The 16,712-nt window shown below is 64.5% G+C and carries 9 protein-coding genes and 1 pseudogene; 5 read left to right on the top strand and 5 right to left on the bottom strand.

Features of this window, described 5'->3' with window-relative positions; translation table 11 throughout:
* The first annotated feature begins 27 nt into the window (after nt 1–27).
* Nucleotides 28–1,152, top strand: a complete 1,125-nt coding sequence (gene zapE, locus G7020_RS10905) for a cell division protein ZapE (RefSeq protein ID WP_181084274.1) — start codon at nt 28–30, stop codon at nt 1,150–1,152.
* Here the strand turns inward: zapE and G7020_RS10900 are convergent.
* From G7020_RS10900 to xthA, 4 genes and pseudogenes are all read right to left on the bottom strand, one after another.
* Nucleotides 1,140–1,418 carry a peptidylprolyl isomerase gene (locus G7020_RS10900; protein WP_181084272.1) on the bottom strand — a complete coding sequence of 93 codons (279 nt, stop codon included), beginning with the start codon at nt 1,416–1,418 and terminating at the stop codon, nt 1,140–1,142. The two genes, zapE and G7020_RS10900, sit on opposite strands and share 13 nt — an antisense overlap.
* A gap of 59 nt (nt 1,419–1,477) precedes the next feature.
* Complete coding sequence (locus G7020_RS10895) at nt 1,478–2,395, bottom strand: LysR family transcriptional regulator (protein WP_181084270.1); 918 nt, start codon at nt 2,393–2,395, stop codon at nt 1,478–1,480.
* 117 nt (nt 2,396–2,512) lie between these two features.
* A pseudogene (locus G7020_RS10890) lies at nt 2,513–3,883 on the bottom strand (substrate-binding domain-containing protein).
* Nucleotides 3,884–3,954: 71 nt separating this feature from the next.
* Nucleotides 3,955–4,767, bottom strand: a complete 813-nt coding sequence (gene xthA, locus G7020_RS10885; protein WP_181084268.1) for an exodeoxyribonuclease III — start codon at nt 4,765–4,767, stop codon at nt 3,955–3,957.
* A 175-nt stretch (nt 4,768–4,942) separates the two neighbouring features.
* Between xthA and G7020_RS10880 the strand changes: the two genes are divergently transcribed.
* Complete coding sequence (locus G7020_RS10880) at nt 4,943–6,664, top strand: autotransporter assembly complex protein TamA (RefSeq protein WP_423835655.1); 1,722 nt, start codon at nt 4,943–4,945, stop codon at nt 6,662–6,664.
* An 8-nt stretch (nt 6,665–6,672) separates the two neighbouring features.
* The gene (locus G7020_RS10875; RefSeq protein WP_181084359.1) at nt 6,673–10,350 is read left to right on the top strand and encodes a translocation/assembly module TamB domain-containing protein; all 3,678 of its coding nucleotides are present in this window, start codon (nt 6,673–6,675) and stop codon (nt 10,348–10,350) included.
* A gap of 269 nt (nt 10,351–10,619) precedes the next feature.
* On the opposite strand, the gene murJ is transcribed toward G7020_RS10875, so the two are convergent.
* Nucleotides 10,620–12,092: a murein biosynthesis integral membrane protein MurJ gene (murJ, locus tag G7020_RS10870; protein ID WP_181084264.1), complete on the bottom strand. Its 1,473-nt coding sequence runs from the start codon at nt 12,090–12,092 to the stop codon at nt 10,620–10,622.
* 240 nt (nt 12,093–12,332) lie between these two features.
* On the opposite strand from murJ, the gene G7020_RS10865 reads away from it, so the two are divergent.
* Together G7020_RS10865 and G7020_RS10860 are read left to right on the top strand one after the other, a co-directional pair.
* Nucleotides 12,333–13,583, top strand: coding sequence for an MdtA/MuxA family multidrug efflux RND transporter periplasmic adaptor subunit (locus tag G7020_RS10865; protein WP_181084262.1), 1,251 nt, complete (start codon nt 12,333–12,335; stop codon nt 13,581–13,583).
* Nucleotides 13,580–16,660: an MdtB/MuxB family multidrug efflux RND transporter permease subunit gene (locus G7020_RS10860; protein ID WP_181084260.1), complete on the top strand. Its 3,081-nt coding sequence runs from the start codon at nt 13,580–13,582 to the stop codon at nt 16,658–16,660. The genes G7020_RS10865 and G7020_RS10860 overlap by 4 nt, the downstream gene beginning before the upstream one ends.
* The last annotated feature ends 52 nt before the right edge of the window (nt 16,661–16,712 follow it).

The raw sequence follows: 16,712 nt of genomic DNA, 5'->3' as shown, positions 1-16,712 counted from the left end.
CGGCTGTCTTTTCGGATGGCCGGTGCCATGCAATACCCCTCTCCACTTGCGCGTTACCAGCAAGCCATCGCCCGCGAGGGCTTCGTCAGTGATGCGGCGCAGTTGTGCGCCGTCGAGTCGCTGCAGCGCTGTCATGAAGCCTTGCACCGGACCGAAAGCGACGACTCTGTGCCTGGGGTGTACCTCTGGGGGCCGGTCGGGCGCGGCAAGACCTGGCTGATGGATCAGTTCCACGCCAGTCTGCGAGTGCCGGCACGACGGCAGCATTTTCATCACTTCATGCGCTGGGTGCACATGCGTCTGTTTCAGCTTGGCGGTACGGCTGATCCGTTGCAGGCGCTGGCCCGTGAACTGGCCGAAGAGGTGCGTGTGCTGTGCTTCGACGAGCTGTTCGTCGGTGATATCGGCGATGCCATCATTCTCGGGCGGCTGTTCCAGGTGATGTTCGAGCAGGGCGTGGTGATCGTGGCGACTTCCAACCAGCCGCCAGAGCAGCTGTATGCCGACGGCTTCAATCGCGAACGTTTTCTGCCCGCCATCGAAGCCATTGTGCGCCATATGCAGGTGGTGAACGTGGATGGCGGCGCGGACCATCGCCTGCGTCCCGGTGCTGCGCTGCAACGCTACTGGGTGGCTGATACGGACAGCGGCAACTCTGCCTTGCAGGCTGTATTCGATGAACGGGCGAACGGCGTTTTCAGTACCGCGCCGGTCACCCTCGGCAGGCGCCCGTTATCGGTGGTGCGATGCAGTGAAACGGTGATCTGGTGCCGCTTTGCCGAGCTGTGCGAGCAACCGTTTGCGGCGCTGGATTTCATCGAGCTGTGTGACCGCTTCCCGCTGATTCTGCTCAGCGAAGTGCCGGCGCTGGGCGGCGAGCAGAGGGAAGGGCGTATCGCCCGCGGAACCGAAGATGCGGCGCAGCAGGTGAAGGCCGGTGACCGCCAGCTGCCGCAACTCGCCAGGCGCGACGATGCCGTCCGCCGTTTCATCGCCCTGGTGGACGAGTGCTACGACCGGCAGGTGCCGCTCTATATAGAAGCCGAGGTGGCCATGGAAGAACTCTATACGGACGGCTACCTGGCCTTTCCGTTTCGCCGCACCCTGAGCCGCCTGCGAGAGATGCAGCTGGAGCGCTATCAGTCGCGATAGAAGACCTGCACCAGGTGATAGCCGAACTGGCTTTTCACCGGCCCGTGCACTTCACGCAGCGGCTTCTTGAAAATGACCTGGTCGATGCTGCGCACCATCTGGCCGGGGCGTACCTCACCCAGGTCGCCGCCTTTCTTGCCGGAAGGGCAGGTCGAGTATTTCTTCGCCAGCACATCGAAGGCCTCGCCATTGGTGATGCGCTTCTTCAGTTGCGCGGCTTCGGCTTCGGTCTTTACCAGAATGTGGCGGGCCATGGCTTTGGGCATTGCAGGTCTCCTCGGGTACGCCGCCATTGTAAACAATGGCGCGCCATTCGGGCCGGGCCTTAATCCTCCGGCTGCGCCTGGGCGGTGACTTGCTGGGCGATCTCGATCATCTGCTCGCGCATCCAGCGGTTGGCTGGGTCCTGGTCGGTGCTTTCGTGCCAGTAGAGGTGGGTTTCCAGCGGCGGGATGTCCACCGGCAGAATGGCCTGATGCAGGTCGTGGCGGCAGGCGAAGCGCTCGGGCACCGTCACCGCCATGTCTGTGTGCTGGATCACCTGGGTGGCCATCATGTAGTGCTGTGAGCGCAGGGCGATCTTGCGTTGCAGGCCCATCTTACCCAGCGCCAGGTCGACCATGCCCAGGCCGCTGCGGCGACTGGATATGTGAATGTGCGACAGCGACAGGTAGTCCTCGACGCTCAGCCTGTCCTTGGCCAGGGGATGACCACGGCGCATGGCGCAGACATAGCGGTCTTCCAACAACTTGACGTGACGCACCTGCGGGTCGGTGTTGAGCGGGGCGTCCATGGCGAAGTCGAGGCGGCCAGCGGCCAGCTCCTTGGTGGTTTCCCGGCGCCTGGCCAGCATGCTTTCGATCTTCACGTTCGGCGCCAGGCGGCGCAGACGCTGGAACAGGGGCGGGAAGACCACCGCTTCGGTGAGGTCGGTCATGCTGATGCGGTAGGTCTTGTTCGCCTGCAGCGGGTTGAAGGTGCGGCTTTCCTGAACCGACACGCGCAACAGCTGCAGCGCATTGCGCACCGGCCCGATGATGTTCTGCGCCATCGGCGTCGGCACCATGCCCTGCGCGGTGCGCACGAACAGGGGATCGTTGAAGGTATCGCGCAGGCGCGCCAGGGCGTTGGAAACGGCGGGCTGGGTGATGCCGACGATCTGCCCGGCGCGGGTCAGGTTGGCTTCGGTGTAGATGGCGTCGAAGACGATGAACAGGTTGAGGTCGACCTTGTGCAGGTTCATGGCCACAGGCGCTCCGGCTGGGATATTCGCGCCGATCATATATCGCTTGTGAATGAGCCTGCACTATGAAAATAGCTTTAATGGATTATGGGCTGCTTTCTTTTGCAGGTGGAAGCGTCAGTACACCCAGACTTCCACGCGCCGGTTCTTGATACGGCCCATCTCGGTGTTGGCGGCCACGGGCAATTGCGCGCCCAGGCCATCGATTTCCCTGACCAGAATGCCGCCGCGCACCAGTTCGCGGCGTACCGCCATGGCGCGCAGTTTGGACAGCAGTTCGGCCCGTGCCAAGTCTTCGCGGACATCGCCGAATCCCACCAGCACTGCCGAACTCATGGTTTTGTCGTTGGCTTTCAGGTAGTTCACCAGTCGCCCGATATCGCGCAGGGCCTTGTTGTCCAGCTGCGCGTTGCCTTCGGCGAAACGGAAGTTGACGGTCAGGCGCTGCGCCTCGCTGGCCAGTTGTCGATAGGCGGGCGGCATGTCGGGCTGCGCGGGCTGGCTGATCGGCACGATGGTCTGCGCGATGTAGCCGGAGGTTTCGACGATGGCCTGGCCGGCAGGGCCGTGGACGAAGGCGAGGTAGTCGCGGGTCCACTGCGATTGCAGGCGGGGGCTGGCATAGAAGAACAGGCGCCGCGACAGCGGATAGTCCTCGGTAGCCACCGAGGCGTTAGTGGGCAGCATCGGCAGCGAGTCGCCATCGGCAATCGCCAGCGCCCGGGCATTGCCAATCGAGGCGAGGCCGACGAAGCCGATGGCGCCGGGGCGCCTGCTTACGGTGCCGGAAAGCTGATCGTTGGATTCGTAACGGGCTGCCGCCGTGGACAGCGTTCTGCCCTGGGTGCCGAGCACCAGTTCCTTGAAGGTGTCATAGGTGCCGGACTGGTCGTCGCGGGCATGCACCTCCACGCGCAGGTCGTTGCCACCCAGCTCCCGCCAGTTGCCGATCTCGCCGGAGAACAGCCGGGCGACCTGTTCGACGCTGATCGCCTCGACGGGGTTGTCGGGGTGGACGATGATCGCCAGGCCATCGATGGCAATGACCTGTTCGGCATTGGCGTCGCGCAGATCGCCGAATGCGGCGAGGCTTTCATACTCGCTCTGCTTGATGGGGCGTGAGGCCGCAGCCAGATCGGCGGAGCCGTCCTTGAGTCCGGCAAAGCCGGTGCCGGTGCCGTGGGCAGCGACCAGCGCATGGAAGGTGCGCCCGGCGGCGTTGGTGCCGAGCACGCGCTGCTCGTTCTCGCGCTCGGTCGCCACGATGCGCACCGACTGCAAGCCACGGGCCTCGAACAGCCCGGCGATCAGCATCGGCGCCAGTTACGCGCCGACCGTGTTCGAGCCCTGGATGCGCAACACCTCGTTGCCTTTGCTTAGTGCCGGCTCGCTTGAGTTTGCCGCGAGCGAACCGGCACTCCACGCTCCAAGAAATCCCAGGCACAGCGACCGCATACCGATGCTGCGCAAGAACGTTGAAAGCCCCATCCAGACACTTCCCGATAAAATTTCGGGGAGGTTAGGTGGTTTGGCTTACCGTTATGTGACAGCTGCTCGAATCAGCGCAGTTCGATCCACACCGGGCAGTGATCCGAGGGTTTTTCCATCGCGCGGATGTCGTAATCCACGCCGGCATCGACTACCCGCTGGTGCAGGCTGTCGGTGGTCAGGATGTAGTCGATGCGCAGGCCGCGACGTGGGTCATCCTCGAAACCACGGCTGCGGTAGTCGAACCAGCTGAAGCGGTCAGTGACCTCCGGGTTGAGCGTGCGGAAGCTGTCCTGCAGACCCCAGCCTTTGAGGCGCTCCAGCCATTCGCGCTCTTCGGGCAGGAAGCTGCACTTGCCGGTGCGTAGCCAGCGTTTGGCGTTCGCTTCGCCAATGCCGATATCGCAGTCCTGGGGCGAGATATTGAAGTCGCCCATGATCGCCACCGGCTGATCCGGCGTGAAGCGCTCCTCCAGCAGGGCCTGCAGGTCGGCATAGAACCTGGTCTTGGCGGGAAACTTGACCGGATGGTCGCGGCTTTCGCCCTGGGGGAAATAGCCGTTCATGACCGTCACCGCCCGACCCTGGGCATCGGCGAAGCGGCCCCAGATAAAGCGCTTCTGCGACTCCTCGCCATCACCGGGAAAACCCTTGTGGATTTCCAGCGGCGCCTGGCGCGACAGCAGGGCAACGCCATAGTGGCCTTTCTGGCCGTGATAGTGCACGTGGTAGCCCAGAGCCTCAATGGAGGCCAGGGGAAACTGCTCGTCGTCGACCTTGGTTTCCTGCAGGCCGATGACGTCCGGCTGGTGCTTTTCGATGATCGCCGCCAGTTGATGAGGCCTTGCCCGCAATCCATTGATATTGAAAGAAACAAGTTTCATCAGTGGTGCTCCCCGAAAAAAGCGTGATTCTAGCAGTCCTCATGGTCGAGAATTCTCTCAGCCGCAGGCAGTCCAACCGGTGAATGGCAGCGATGAATCCTTCTGATGCCTGCTTGCGCCGTTGTTGTCTTACCGGGATTGGGTTTATGCCGTGCTAGCATTCCGCGCCATGCGTATTTCTTTAATGGGCCGTTTTGTGACGGTCGGCCTTGCCCTGTTTTCTGCATCATCCGTTTTCGCGGCGCGGCTGGAGGTGAATATCGAACCTTCCAGCCGCGCGTTGCGCGAGAACGTGGAAAACCATATCGGCGATCTGGGGGAGCGCGACGAGCGCGAATTGCTGCGTTACAGTCGCATCGCCCGACAGCAGGCGGAAAAGGCCTTGCAGGCCCTGGGTTATTACAACGCCACGATCGAAACCGAAGTGCAGGGCGGCGATGAGCCGCGCCTGATCTTACGCATCGCGCGTGGCGAGCCGGTGCGTCTGCGCACCATCAACCTGCGGGTGGACGGGCCGGCGGCGCAGCTGAGTGCCTTCGAGGTCCCGCGCGATACGCTCAAGAGTGGGGCCGTGCTCAATCATGGCCGTTATGAAGAGGTCAAGCAGCGCATTCTCAACCAGGCCTCGCGCTACGGCTTCTTCGATGGCCGTTTCGCCTACCAGCGCCTGGCCATCGACCCGGTGGAGAATGCCGCCGATGTCGAACTGGTATTCGACAGTGGACCGCGTTACCTGTTGGGCGCGGTGAGCTTCGAGGGCGATTCGCCGTTCGATCCCGACCTGCTGGCGCGCATGGTGCCGTTCGAGGCCGGCACGCCCTACGATTCGGAACGGGTCGCCGAGCTTAATCAGACGATGCAGTCCAGCGGCTATTTCGAAGGCGTACGGGTCGATGCCAACCCGGCCAATGCCGTGCAGCAGCGCATCCCGGTGGTGGTCCAGCTGGCCACCCGCGATCCCCGCACCCTGGGCCTGGGGCTGGGCTTTTCCACCGACGTCGGGCCGCGCATGCGCTTTGATTTCCGTCGCCACTGGGTCAACCCGCAAGGCCACAGCTACGGCCTGGAGAGCGAGCTGTCGGCGCCACGGCAGAACGTCGGGCTCTGGTACGACGTGCCGCTGGACCCGCCCCTCACCGACAAGCTGCGCTACGCCGGTGGCTACCAATATGAAGAGCTGGGCGACAACGACAGCCTCAGCCGCCTGCTTACGGTCGGTCCCGAATGGCATCGCAAACTGCCCAGCGGCTGGCAGCGTGTCTGGTCGCTGAAATGGCGTCACGAACAATATGAGCTGGGTGACGATTCGGGCGTCAGTACGCTGCTGATGCCGGGCATCGCTTACAGCTTTTTGCGCAGCGACAACCGCATCGATCCCAGCCAGGGCTACCGGTTGGAATTCGAGCTGGGCGCGGCCAAGGATGGGGTCTTTTCCGATGCCGACCTGATCCATGCCAACGCAACGATCAAGGGCCTGACGACCCTGTTCGACCGGCACCGCTTCCTCGGGCGCGCGCAGATCGGCGGCAACTGGACCAACGAATACACCAACGTGCCGCCGTCGTTGCGCTACTTCGCCGGTGGCGACCAGAGCGTGCGCGGCTATGACTACCAGAGCCTGTCGCCGACCAACTCCGATGGCGACCGTATCGGTGGCCGCTACCAGCTCGCCCTCAGCGCCGAATACCAGTACGAGGTGGTCGAAAAATGGCGCGTGGCGACCTTCTACGACCAGGGCAACGCCTTCAATTCGCTGGATTTTCCGACGCTCAAGAGCAGCGTCGGCCTGGGCGTGCGCTGGGTGTCGCCGGTGGGGCCGATTCGGGTCGACCTGGCCCATCCGCTGGATGGCGACGGTGGTGTGCGCCTGCATTTTTCCATGGGGCCTGAACTGTGAGGCGAGGGCTGCGAATTCTTTCATGGACGCTGGTGCTGCCGCTTGCGCTGGTGCTGCTGGTGGTCCTGGCGCTGGGTGTGTTGCTGGGCACCACAGCGGGCGGACGCTGGGCCTTGGGGCAGGTCCCCGGTGTGCAGGTCGAACAGTTCCAGGGACAGCTGGGCAGTCGCTGGCAGGCCGAGCGGCTGGTCTGGGAACAGGACGGCAACCGGGTTGAGGTAACTGCGCCCCGGTTGGACTGGTCACCGCGCTGCCTGCTGCGCATGGCGCTCTGTATCGAAGTGCTGCAGGCCAGTGATATCGACCTGGTTTTCCCGCCAGGCAGCGATGAAGTGGCCAGCGAGCCTTTCAGCCTGCCGGACATCCAGCTGCCGCTGGAGCTGCGTATCGAGCGAATCGAAGTGGGGCGGGTGCGGCTGAATGCGGTCGAGCAGCTGCAGAGCCTGCAATTGCGCGCAGATTGGCGCCGTGACGGCCTGGATATCAGAACCCTGCAGCTGCGCCGCGAAGACCTCACCCTGGCTCTTGCCGGGCGCTTGCGACCCGACGGCGATTGGCCGCTGGAGCTGCATGGCGATGCGGCCATTCACCCGCCCGAAATGCCGGCCTGGACGCTGAAGATCGTCGTGGACGGCGAGTTGCGTGAACACCTGGCGCTGGCCGTGCAGAGCCAGGGCTATCTGGATGCTGCGCTCAGGGGCCGGATAAGTCCGCTGGAGACCGATCTGCCGGCGAACCTGCAACTGACCGTGGACGGCTTCAAGGCCAGCCCGGAACTGCCCGATGCCTTGCGCCTGGAACGGCTCGAACTCAGCGCCCAGGGCAATCTGGATGATGGCTACCGCCTTGCCGGCGACGGCAGCCTGCAAGGCGAGGGCGGCGCGGTCGCCATCGTGCTGGAGGCCTTGCTCGATGCCGCCCAGGTGCGTGTCGATACACTTCGGCTGGACGCCGGCGAGAAACAACGGATCGATCTGAGCGGGCAGCTGGGCTGGACCGAGGGCATTCGCGGCCAAGCGGATCTGGCCTGGCGTGACTTCCCCTGGCGCCGGCTCTATCCCGAGGTGGACGAGCCGCCCGTGGCGCTGCGTCGGCTGGATGCGCAACTGCAATACGACGATGGCAACTACCTGGGCAACTTCGACGCGGCGCTGACCGGTCCCGCCGGGGACTTCAGCCTGCAAAGCCCCGTCAGCGGCGATCTGGGCATCGTCCATCTGCCGCAATTGCAACTGATTGCCGGCCAGGGCCGGGCCAGCGGCAATCTCAGCCTGGGCTTCGCCGATGGCATCGACTGGAACACGACCCTGACGCTGAGCGCGTTCGATCCTTCCTACTGGGTGGCCGAATTGCCCGGACAGCTCGGCGGTACCCTTGCCAGCCGAGGCGCACTGCGCGATGAAGCCTTGCAGGCGGAGGCGCGGCTGGATCTGGCGGGCACTTTGCGCCGGCAGCCGTTGCAACTGCAACTGGACGCCAACGGCAAGGATGCCGCCTGGGATGTACCCCGGCTGGAGCTGCGCCTGGGCGACAACCATATTCAGGGCAGTGGTCGCTGGGCCGAGACGCTGCGGGCCGACCTGCAACTCGCTCTGCCGCGTCTGGCGCAGCTCTGGCCGGGGCTGCAAGGGCGACTGGCGGGTAATCTCACACTGGCGGGCACCCCGCAGGCGCCGCAGGGCGAGCTGAAGCTCGGCGGCAGCTCGATCGCCTTGCAGGACAACCGGGTCGAGCACCTGGAGCTGAGCGCGGCAGTGGGGGAAGGGCAGCGCGGCCAGCTCCGGCTGAGCGCCGGGAACCTGCAGGCAGGAGATACCGAGCTGGGTGATCTGCAACTGGCTGCCGAGGGCACACAGCAGGCGCATCAGGCCACAGTGCAACTCAAGGGCGGGCTGCTCGATCTGTCACTGGCTGTCGATGGCGGACTGCGTGGCGATGACTGGCGCGGGCGTCTGCGCAGCGCCGAGCTGCAGGCCGAGGGGCAGCAATGGGCGCTGCGCCAGCCGGCGTCGCTGGAACGATTGGCCAGTGGCACTTTCACCCTCGGTGCGCACTGCTGGATGAGCGGGCCGGCGACCCTGTGTGCGGACAACCAGCGCCTGCTGCCCGATCCGCAGCTGCGTTATCGCCTGCGTGATTTCCCGTTACGGTCCCTGGCCAGCTATCTGCCCGACAACCTGCGCTGGCTGGGCGAGGTCAATGCCGATATCTCGCTGGATCTGCCGGCTGCCGGCCCGAGTGGCAATATTCGCGTGGATGCCGGCCCCGGTACGCTGGAACTGCGCGATGGCGAGCAGTGGCTGGAGTTCCCCTATGCCACCCTGGCCCTGACCAGCGAGCTGTCGCCCCGGAGCATCGACAGCCACCTGCGTTTCGAGGGCGGCGAACTCGGCGCGCTGGAACTGCGCCTGGCCATCGACCCTGCCAGCGAAGCCAAGGATATAGAAGGTGATTTCCGCCTGAGCGCTCTCGACCTGTCGGTGGCGCGACCCTTCGTTACCGTGGTCGATAGGCTCGAAGGTCAACTCAACGGCAGTGGCCAGCTGTCCGGCTCCCTGCAGCAGCCCTGGGTTCGCGGCGAGCTGCGCCTCGATGGCGGTGAAATCGCAGGCAGCGAATTGCCGGTCAGCTTCGAGCAGTTGCAGATTCGCGCGCTGATCGATGGCGAACAGCTACGGATCGATGGCGACTGGCGCAGCGGCGAGCAGGGGCGCGGCGAAATTGCCGGCACCCTGGACTGGCGCGATGCACCGGACCTGGACATCGCCGTGCGTGGCAGCCATCTGCCGGTAATCGTCGAGCCCTATGCGGAACTGGAAATCGAACCTGATCTGCGTTTGCACCTGGCCGGTGAAAAGCTCGCCGTGAGCGGAAAGCTGAGTGTGCCCCGTGGTGAAATCGTCGTGCGCGAACTGCCGCCGTCCACGGTCACGGTGAGCAGCGATGCGCAGATCGTCGGTGAGGAGGCCGAAGAGGCGCAGACGCCGCTGGCGATCCACATGGACATCGACGTCGAGGTTGGCCAGGAGCGCCTGCGCTTTTCCGGTTTCGGCCTCACCGCCGACCTGGCCGGCTATCTGCACATTGGTGACGACCTCGACGCCCGTGGTGAACTCAATCTCAACAATGGCCGCTACCGGGCCTATGGCCAGCGCCTGACCATCCGCCGGGCGCAGCTGCTGTTCACCGGCGTGCTGACCCAGCCGTTCCTGAATATCGAAGCCATCCGCCGCATCGAGGCCGACAACGTCACCGCCGGCCTGCGCATCACCGGCAGTGCCGAACAGCCACGGGTGGATGTCTTCGCCGAGCCGGCCATGAGCCAGGAGCAGGCGCTGGCCTATCTGGTGCTGGGACGTCCGCTGGGCGCCGATACCGGGGACAACAACATGCTGGCGCAGGCGGCGCTGGGGCTGGGGCTGGCGGGCAGCGCCTCGATCACCGGCAACGTCGCACAGCGTCTCGGCATCCAGGATTTCCAGCTCGACACCGAAGGCAGTGGCGACGCTACCAGCGTTGTCGCCAGTGGACGTCTGACGGATCGCCTGACGCTGCGCTACGGCGTCGGCGTGTTCGAGCCGGCCAACACCGTCGCACTGCGTTACCAACTGACCCGGCGCATCTTCCTCGAAGCCGCCAGCGGCCTGGCCAGTTCGCTGGATATCTTCTACCGGCGCAACTTCTGATGGAAAAGGGGCCTGTCGTGCGAAGCATGGCCTAGTGTCGGAAAATGGCTGCTTTTGTGTCCGCGAGCTTCCAACGGGCGCCACGCTCATCCCCCTGTCTCCGCTCGCTGGCTCGACTGTAGGGCCGAATTCATTCGGCCACCTGCGTGCACAACGGTCGAACAAGTTCGAACCTACGACAGCGTCAGACCGTAGCCTGGATTAGCCGAAGGCGTAATCCGGGTTTCAAAAGGCGTGATCCGATGATTCGTTACCTGACGTTCCGCTTGTCAGGTCTTCTTCAGCGACCAGTAACTCGGCCTGAACAGATCACGCTCGCCCAGCGCAACCACCCCGGCGGCATAGGCGGCCAGCACCAGCGCGATATACAGGCACAGCTGGAGCAGCCCGTGTGGTGCCGGCAGCCAGTGCAGTGCGGCGGCAATGGTCGCGCCTATGACCAGCCAGCGCAGCAGCACGGCGATTCCCAGGCCGTGGGGTGTGGCGCGGTAGACGTACAGCCCCATGAAGACCGCCTGCAGGATCGCGCCGCTGGCGAAGGCAATGGCCAGCCCTTCGGCGCCATAGGAGCGATAGAGCAGGGCGTCGAGGCCGATGGTCATCGCCGAGCTGATCAGCGTGATGACCAGGAACAGTCGTGCCTGATGCTGGGCCAGCAGGGCGCGACCCCACAGCAATGCCAGCCCCATCGCCGGCAGGCCCAGCGCGTATAGCACTACCAGCGAGGCGGTGGATTCGGTTTGCGCGGCGCCGAACTGACCCCGCTCCAGCAGCACCGACACCACCGTATCGGGAAAGGAGCAGAGCACTACCGTGGCCGGGAACAGAAACAGCAGCGTGGCCAGCAGGCCTTTGCGCACCACGCTGGCGTGGCCATTGTAGTCTTCGTCGTTCCAGCTCGATACGAAGCGTGGAAAGAGCACTGCCAGCACCGCCAGGGCATAGAGCGTGAGTGGAATGCTGACGATGCGGAAGGCGAACGAGAGCATGGTGATGCTGCCTTCTTCGAGATAGGAAGCGAAGACGCGTTCGGCCAGGATGCAGCCCTGCTGCGCGCCGGCCGCCAGCAGCACCGGCGCGAAGGCCAGTCCGAAACCGCGTCCATGGTTCTCTGTCGGGGGGCTGAGCTTGCGCGGAACACGCAAACAGGTGATGCGCCGATGCTGGACCAGGATCAATCCCAGTTGCGGTAGCAGCATGCCGATGAAAATCACCATGCCGCTGGGCTGGAACAGCACGATGGCGATTATTGCGCCGGCGTTGAGCAGCACCGTGCGGGTCATCGGGAGGACGAAGATGTCATCCATATTGAGCAGCGCGCCCTGGCAGTAGAGCACGGCCTGTACCGCGACCAGCAGCGCCCCGACGCAGAACACCAGTTGCCCGGCCTCGAGCTGCACGGTGCTCCAGCCGGGGGCCAGCAGCCCGAGCAGCCAGTAGCTGGCGACGATGGCGATGACACTGACCAGGATGCCCATGAGCATCACGCGCCAGTAGAGCCAGCGGGCCACGGACGCGAACAGCGCCTCGGACTGGCTGCGCAGCTTCTGCAGATAGGGAATCATCGCATCGCGCAGGGCGAGGCCGAGGAAGTTCTCGAAGAAGACCGGCAGGATCAGCGCCACGAAGATCAGGTCCGCTTCCCAGCTCAGGCCAAAGGCCCGGGCGATGAACAGGTCGCGCAGGAAACCGAGCAGAAAACTGGCGACGGTCAACGCCAGGATGATCAGTGATGCGTTCATTCCTTGATCCCGTACAGGCCATGGTCGATTGGCCTGGATTGATGTATCGCATCGGTGAAAGGGGGGATGCGAACGCTACATAGACTGGATAGCCAGGGTATGGTTCCAGCGACTTGGGCCTGCTGTGCCGGGCGCGGAATGGTGCGAACATGCACCGATACGTAAAAATGCCGTAAATCCCCTTTGCGAGCGGAGCGCGACTGCTTATGGTTCACGCTCTTTACCAGGCGAACAGCGTTCATGTCCGAGGCAAACACTTCTTCCAGCGGCTCCCTGCGGCGCGGGCTGGTCATCCTTTTCGTGTTGGCAGCCGCCGTGCTGCTGGTCTGGTGGCTATGGCCCGGCGCCGACGAAAAACCCCAGCAGCCCAGAGGGCCACGCGGCATGCTCGGCGGTCCGACGCCGGTGCGTGTCGCGCCTGTAGAGAAAGGGCGATTCGAGGTCTACGTCAAAGCGCTCGGCACTGTCACACCGCTGAATACGATCAACGTGCGCAGCCGGGTAGCGGGTGAACTGGTGGAGGTGCGTTTCGATGAAGGTCAGCGGGTCGAGGCTGGCGATCTGCTGGCGGTGATCGATCAAAGGCCCTACCAGATCGCGCTGCAGCAGGCCGAGGGCACCCTCCAGCAGAACCGCGCCCTGTTGCAGAATGCCGAAGTCGACCTGAAGCGTTATCAGGGCCTGTTCGCTGACGACAGCATCGCCAAGCAGACTCTGGATACCCAGCAGGCGCTGGTCAGCCAGTATCAGGGCACCCTGGCGTCCAACCAGGCGGCGGTCAACGAAGCCCGCCTGAACCTCAAATTTACCGAAATCCGGGCGCCCATCGACGGTCGCGTGGGCCTGCGCCAGCTGGACCTGGGCAACCTGGTCGCGGCCAACGACGCCACGCCGCTGGTGGTCATCACCCAGACTCAGCCGATGGCGATCAGCTTTACCCTGCCCGAAGGCGAGCTGCCGCCGGTCATCAGCCGTTTTCGGCGGGGCGATGAGCTCCAGGTGCAGGCCTGGGACCGTGGCGAGCGGATGCTCTTCGGCGCGGGTGTGCTGGAGAGCCTCGACAACCAGATCGACGTGACCACCGGCACCCTGAAGCTCAAGGCGCGCTTCGACAACGAGGCGGAGCTGCTGATCCCGAACCAGTTCGTCAATGTACGGCTGCGTGTGGAAACTCTCGACGATGCCACCCTGATCCCTTCCGAGGCTCTGCAGTTCGGTTCGCGCGGCCACTTCGCTTATGTCGTCGGGGACGATGCCAAGGTCCAACTGCGCATTCTCGATGTGGGTCCCAGCAACGGCGAACAGACCGTGATCAACGAAGGCTTGGTCGAGGGCGAGCGGGTGGTGCTGGAAGGCACCGACCGTCTGCGTGACGGTACTGAAGTGGAGGTGGTCGATCGCCGGAAGCTCGCCGAAGAGGCAGCGGCCCCCTCCATGATTGAAGCCTCCGTGATCGAAACCCAGGGTGGCAGCGGGCGTCCGGCGCGATGAATATCTCGCGGCTGTTCATCCTGCGGCCTGTGGCGACCACCCTGAGCATGGTCGCCATCCTGCTGGTCGGTCTGATCGCCTACCGCATGCTGCCGGTGTCGGCGCTGCCGCAGGTGGACTACCCGACCATCCGCGTCATGACGCTGTATCCCGGCGCCAGTCCGGACGTGATGACCAGTGCCGTTACCGCGCCGCTGGAACGTCAGTTCGGGCAGATGCCGGGCTTGACCCAGATGTCATCCACCAGCTCCGGTGGCGCCTCGGTGATCACCCTGCGCTTCTCCCTGGACGTGGCGCTGGATGTGGCCGAACAGGAAGTGCAGGCCGCCATCAACGCCGCCGACAACCTGCTGCCCAACGATCTGCCGGCGCCGCCGGTGTACAACAAGGTCAACCCGGCGGATACCCCGGTGATGACCCTGGCGATCACTTCCGAGAGCCTGGCGCTGCCGAAATTGCACGATCTGGTCGACACGCGCATGGCGCAGAAGCTGGCGCAGATCAGCGGCGTGGGCATGGTCAGCATCGCCGGTGGTCAGCGTCCGGCGGTGCGTATCCGGGTCAACCCCGAGGCATTGGCGGCCTATGGCTTATCGCTGGCTGACGCTCGTTCGCTGGTCACCAGTTCCAACGTCAATCAGCCCAAGGGCAATTTCGACGGCCCGACGCGGGTGTCGATGCTCGACGCCAACGATCAGCTGAAGACGCCCGAGGAGTACGCCGAGCTGATCCTGTCCTACGAGAACGGGGCCACGCTGCGTCTGAAGGACATCGCCGATATCATCGACGGCGCTGAAAACGAGCGCCTCGCCGCCTGGGCCAACGAAAGCCAGGCCGTGCTGCTGAATATTCAGCGCCAGCCGGGCGCCAACGTCATCGAGGTGGTCGAGCGCATCCAGGCGTTGTTGCCCGAGGTCAGCGCCAGCATGCCGGCGGGCCTCGACGTGGTGGTGCTGACCGACCGTACCCAGACCATCCGCGCCGCCATCACCGATGTGCAGCATGAGCTGCTGCTGGCGACCTTCCTGGTGGTGATGGTCACCTTCGTCTTTCTCAAGCGCCTCTCGGCCACCATCATTCCTTCTATCGCCGTGCCGCTGTCTTTGATCGGCACCTTCGCCGTGATGCACCTGGCCGGCTTCTCGCTGAACAACCTGACGCTGATGGCCCTGACCATCGCCACCGGCTTCGTGGTGGACGATGCCATCGTCATGCTGGAAAACATCGCCCGTCACGTCGAAGACGGCGAAACGCCGTTGCAGGCCGCGTTGAAAGGCGCACGGCAGATCGGTTTCACCCTGATTTCGCTGACCCTGTCGCTGATCGCCGTACTGATCCCGCTGCTGTTCATGCAGGACGTAGTAGGGCGGCTGTTCCGCGAATTCGCCATCACCCTGGCGGTGGCCATCCTGATTTCCCTGGTGGTGTCGCTGACCCTGACGCCGATGATGTGCGCCAAACTGCTCAAGCCCGCCACTGTGGACGAGGCCAAGCCGGACTGGGTCGAGCGTCTGATCGGCGGCTACGCCCGCTGGCTGACCTGGGTGCTGAAGCACCAGACGCTGACCCTGCTGGTGGCGGTCGGGACCCTGGCGCTGACCGTGGCGCTCTACCTGATGGTGCCCAAGGGCTTCTTCCCGGTGCAGGACACCGGCGTCATCCAGGGTATCAGCGAGGCGCCGCAGTCGATTTCATTCCGCGAGATGAGCGAGCGTCAGCAGTCGCTGGCGCGGGTGATCCTGGCCGATCCGGCGGTGGTCAGCCTGTCGTCCTATATCGGTGTGGACGGCGACAACGTCACCCTCAACAGTGGCCGGCTGCTGATCAACCTCAAGCCCCACGGCGAGCGCGACGTGACCGCCAGCCAGGTCATCGACCGGCTGCGACCGGAGCTGGCGAAGCTGCCGGGCATCGAACTGTACATGCAGCCGGTGCAGGACCTGTCCATCGAGGATCGGGTCAGCCGCACCCAGTTCCAGTTCAGCCTGGAATCACCGGATACCGCGCTGCTGCAGGAGTGGTCGCCGCGCCTGGTGGCGGCGCTGCGTGAGCGTCCCGAACTGACCGATGTCGCCAGCGACCTGCAGAGCGACGGCCTGCAGATCTTCCTCGACATCGACCGCGACGCCGCCGCGCGGCTCGGCATCGGGATTTCGGCGATAACCGATGCGCTCTACGATGCCTTCGGCCAGCGGCAGATTTCTACCATCTTCACCCAGGCCAGCCAGTATCGCGTGGTGCTGGAAGCCGAGGCGGGCAATCGGATCGGGCCGCAGGCGCTGGAGCAACTGTTCGTGCAGAGCGAGGGCGGCACGCCGGTGCGGCTGTCGAGCCTGGCGCGCCTGGAGCAGCGCAACGCGCCTCTGCTGATCAACCATATCGGCCAGTTCCCGGCGGTGATGCTGTCGTTCAACCTGGCCGATGGCGTGTCGCTGGGCCATGCGGTGGAAATCATCGAAGCAGTCGAGGCCGAGATCGGTCTGCCAGCCGGCATCCAGACGCGCTTCCAGGGCGCGGCTGCGGCCTTCCAGGCGTCGCTGTCGAGCACGTTGCTGCTGATCCTGGCGGCGGTGGTGACCATGTATATCGTGCTGGGCGTGCTCTACGAGAGCTATATCCACCCCATCACCATCCTCTCGACACTGCCCTCGGCGGCGGTCGGCGCACTGCTGGCGCTGCTGCTGACCGGCAACGACCTGGGCCTGATCGCCATCATCGGCATCATCCTGCTGATCGGCATCGTCAAGAAGAACGCCATCATGATGATCGACTTCGCCCTGGAGGCCGAACGTCATCAGGGCATGAGCCCGCAGGACGCCATCTACCGTGCCGCGCTGCTGCGTTTCCGCCCGATCCTGATGACCACCCTGGCCGCGCTGTTCGGCGCGGTGCCGCTGATGCTCGCCTCCGGTTCCGGCGCGGAACTGCGCCAGCCGCTGGGCCTGGTGCTGGTCGGTGGCCTGCTGCTCAGCCAGTTGCTGACCCTGTTCACCACGCCGGTGATCTACCTGTTCTTCGACCGGCTCGGCAATCGATTGGCCCGGGGGGATGGGGTGGGGCGGGAGGCCGAAGCATGACCGCTTCGAAAAAGCGCTGGAGGCTGGAGGCTGAACGAAGAGGCCGGCTCTC

The organism is Stutzerimonas stutzeri (assembly GCF_013522825.1).
In the GTDB taxonomy this organism is placed as follows: domain Bacteria; phylum Pseudomonadota; class Gammaproteobacteria; order Pseudomonadales; family Pseudomonadaceae; genus Stutzerimonas; species Stutzerimonas stutzeri_AK.
This window is presented reverse-complemented; position numbering and strand designations above follow the sequence as displayed.

Coding starts and splice junctions, on each gene's coding strand:
- zapE (WP_181084274.1), top strand. CDS start 28: ATGCAATACCCCTCTCCACTTGCGCGTTACCAGCAAGCCATCGCCCGC.
- G7020_RS10900 (WP_181084272.1), bottom strand. CDS start 1,418: ATGCCCAAAGCCATGGCCCGCCACATTCTGGTAAAGACCGAAGCCGAA.
- G7020_RS10895 (WP_181084270.1), bottom strand. CDS start 2,395: ATGAACCTGCACAAGGTCGACCTCAACCTGTTCATCGTCTTCGACGCC.
- xthA (WP_181084268.1), bottom strand. CDS start 4,767: ATGAAACTTGTTTCTTTCAATATCAATGGATTGCGGGCAAGGCCTCAT.
- murJ (WP_181084264.1), bottom strand. CDS start 12,092: ATGAACGCATCACTGATCATCCTGGCGTTGACCGTCGCCAGTTTTCTG.
- G7020_RS10865 (WP_181084262.1), top strand. CDS start 12,333: ATGTCCGAGGCAAACACTTCTTCCAGCGGCTCCCTGCGGCGCGGGCTG.
- G7020_RS10860 (WP_181084260.1), top strand. CDS start 13,580: ATGAATATCTCGCGGCTGTTCATCCTGCGGCCTGTGGCGACCACCCTG.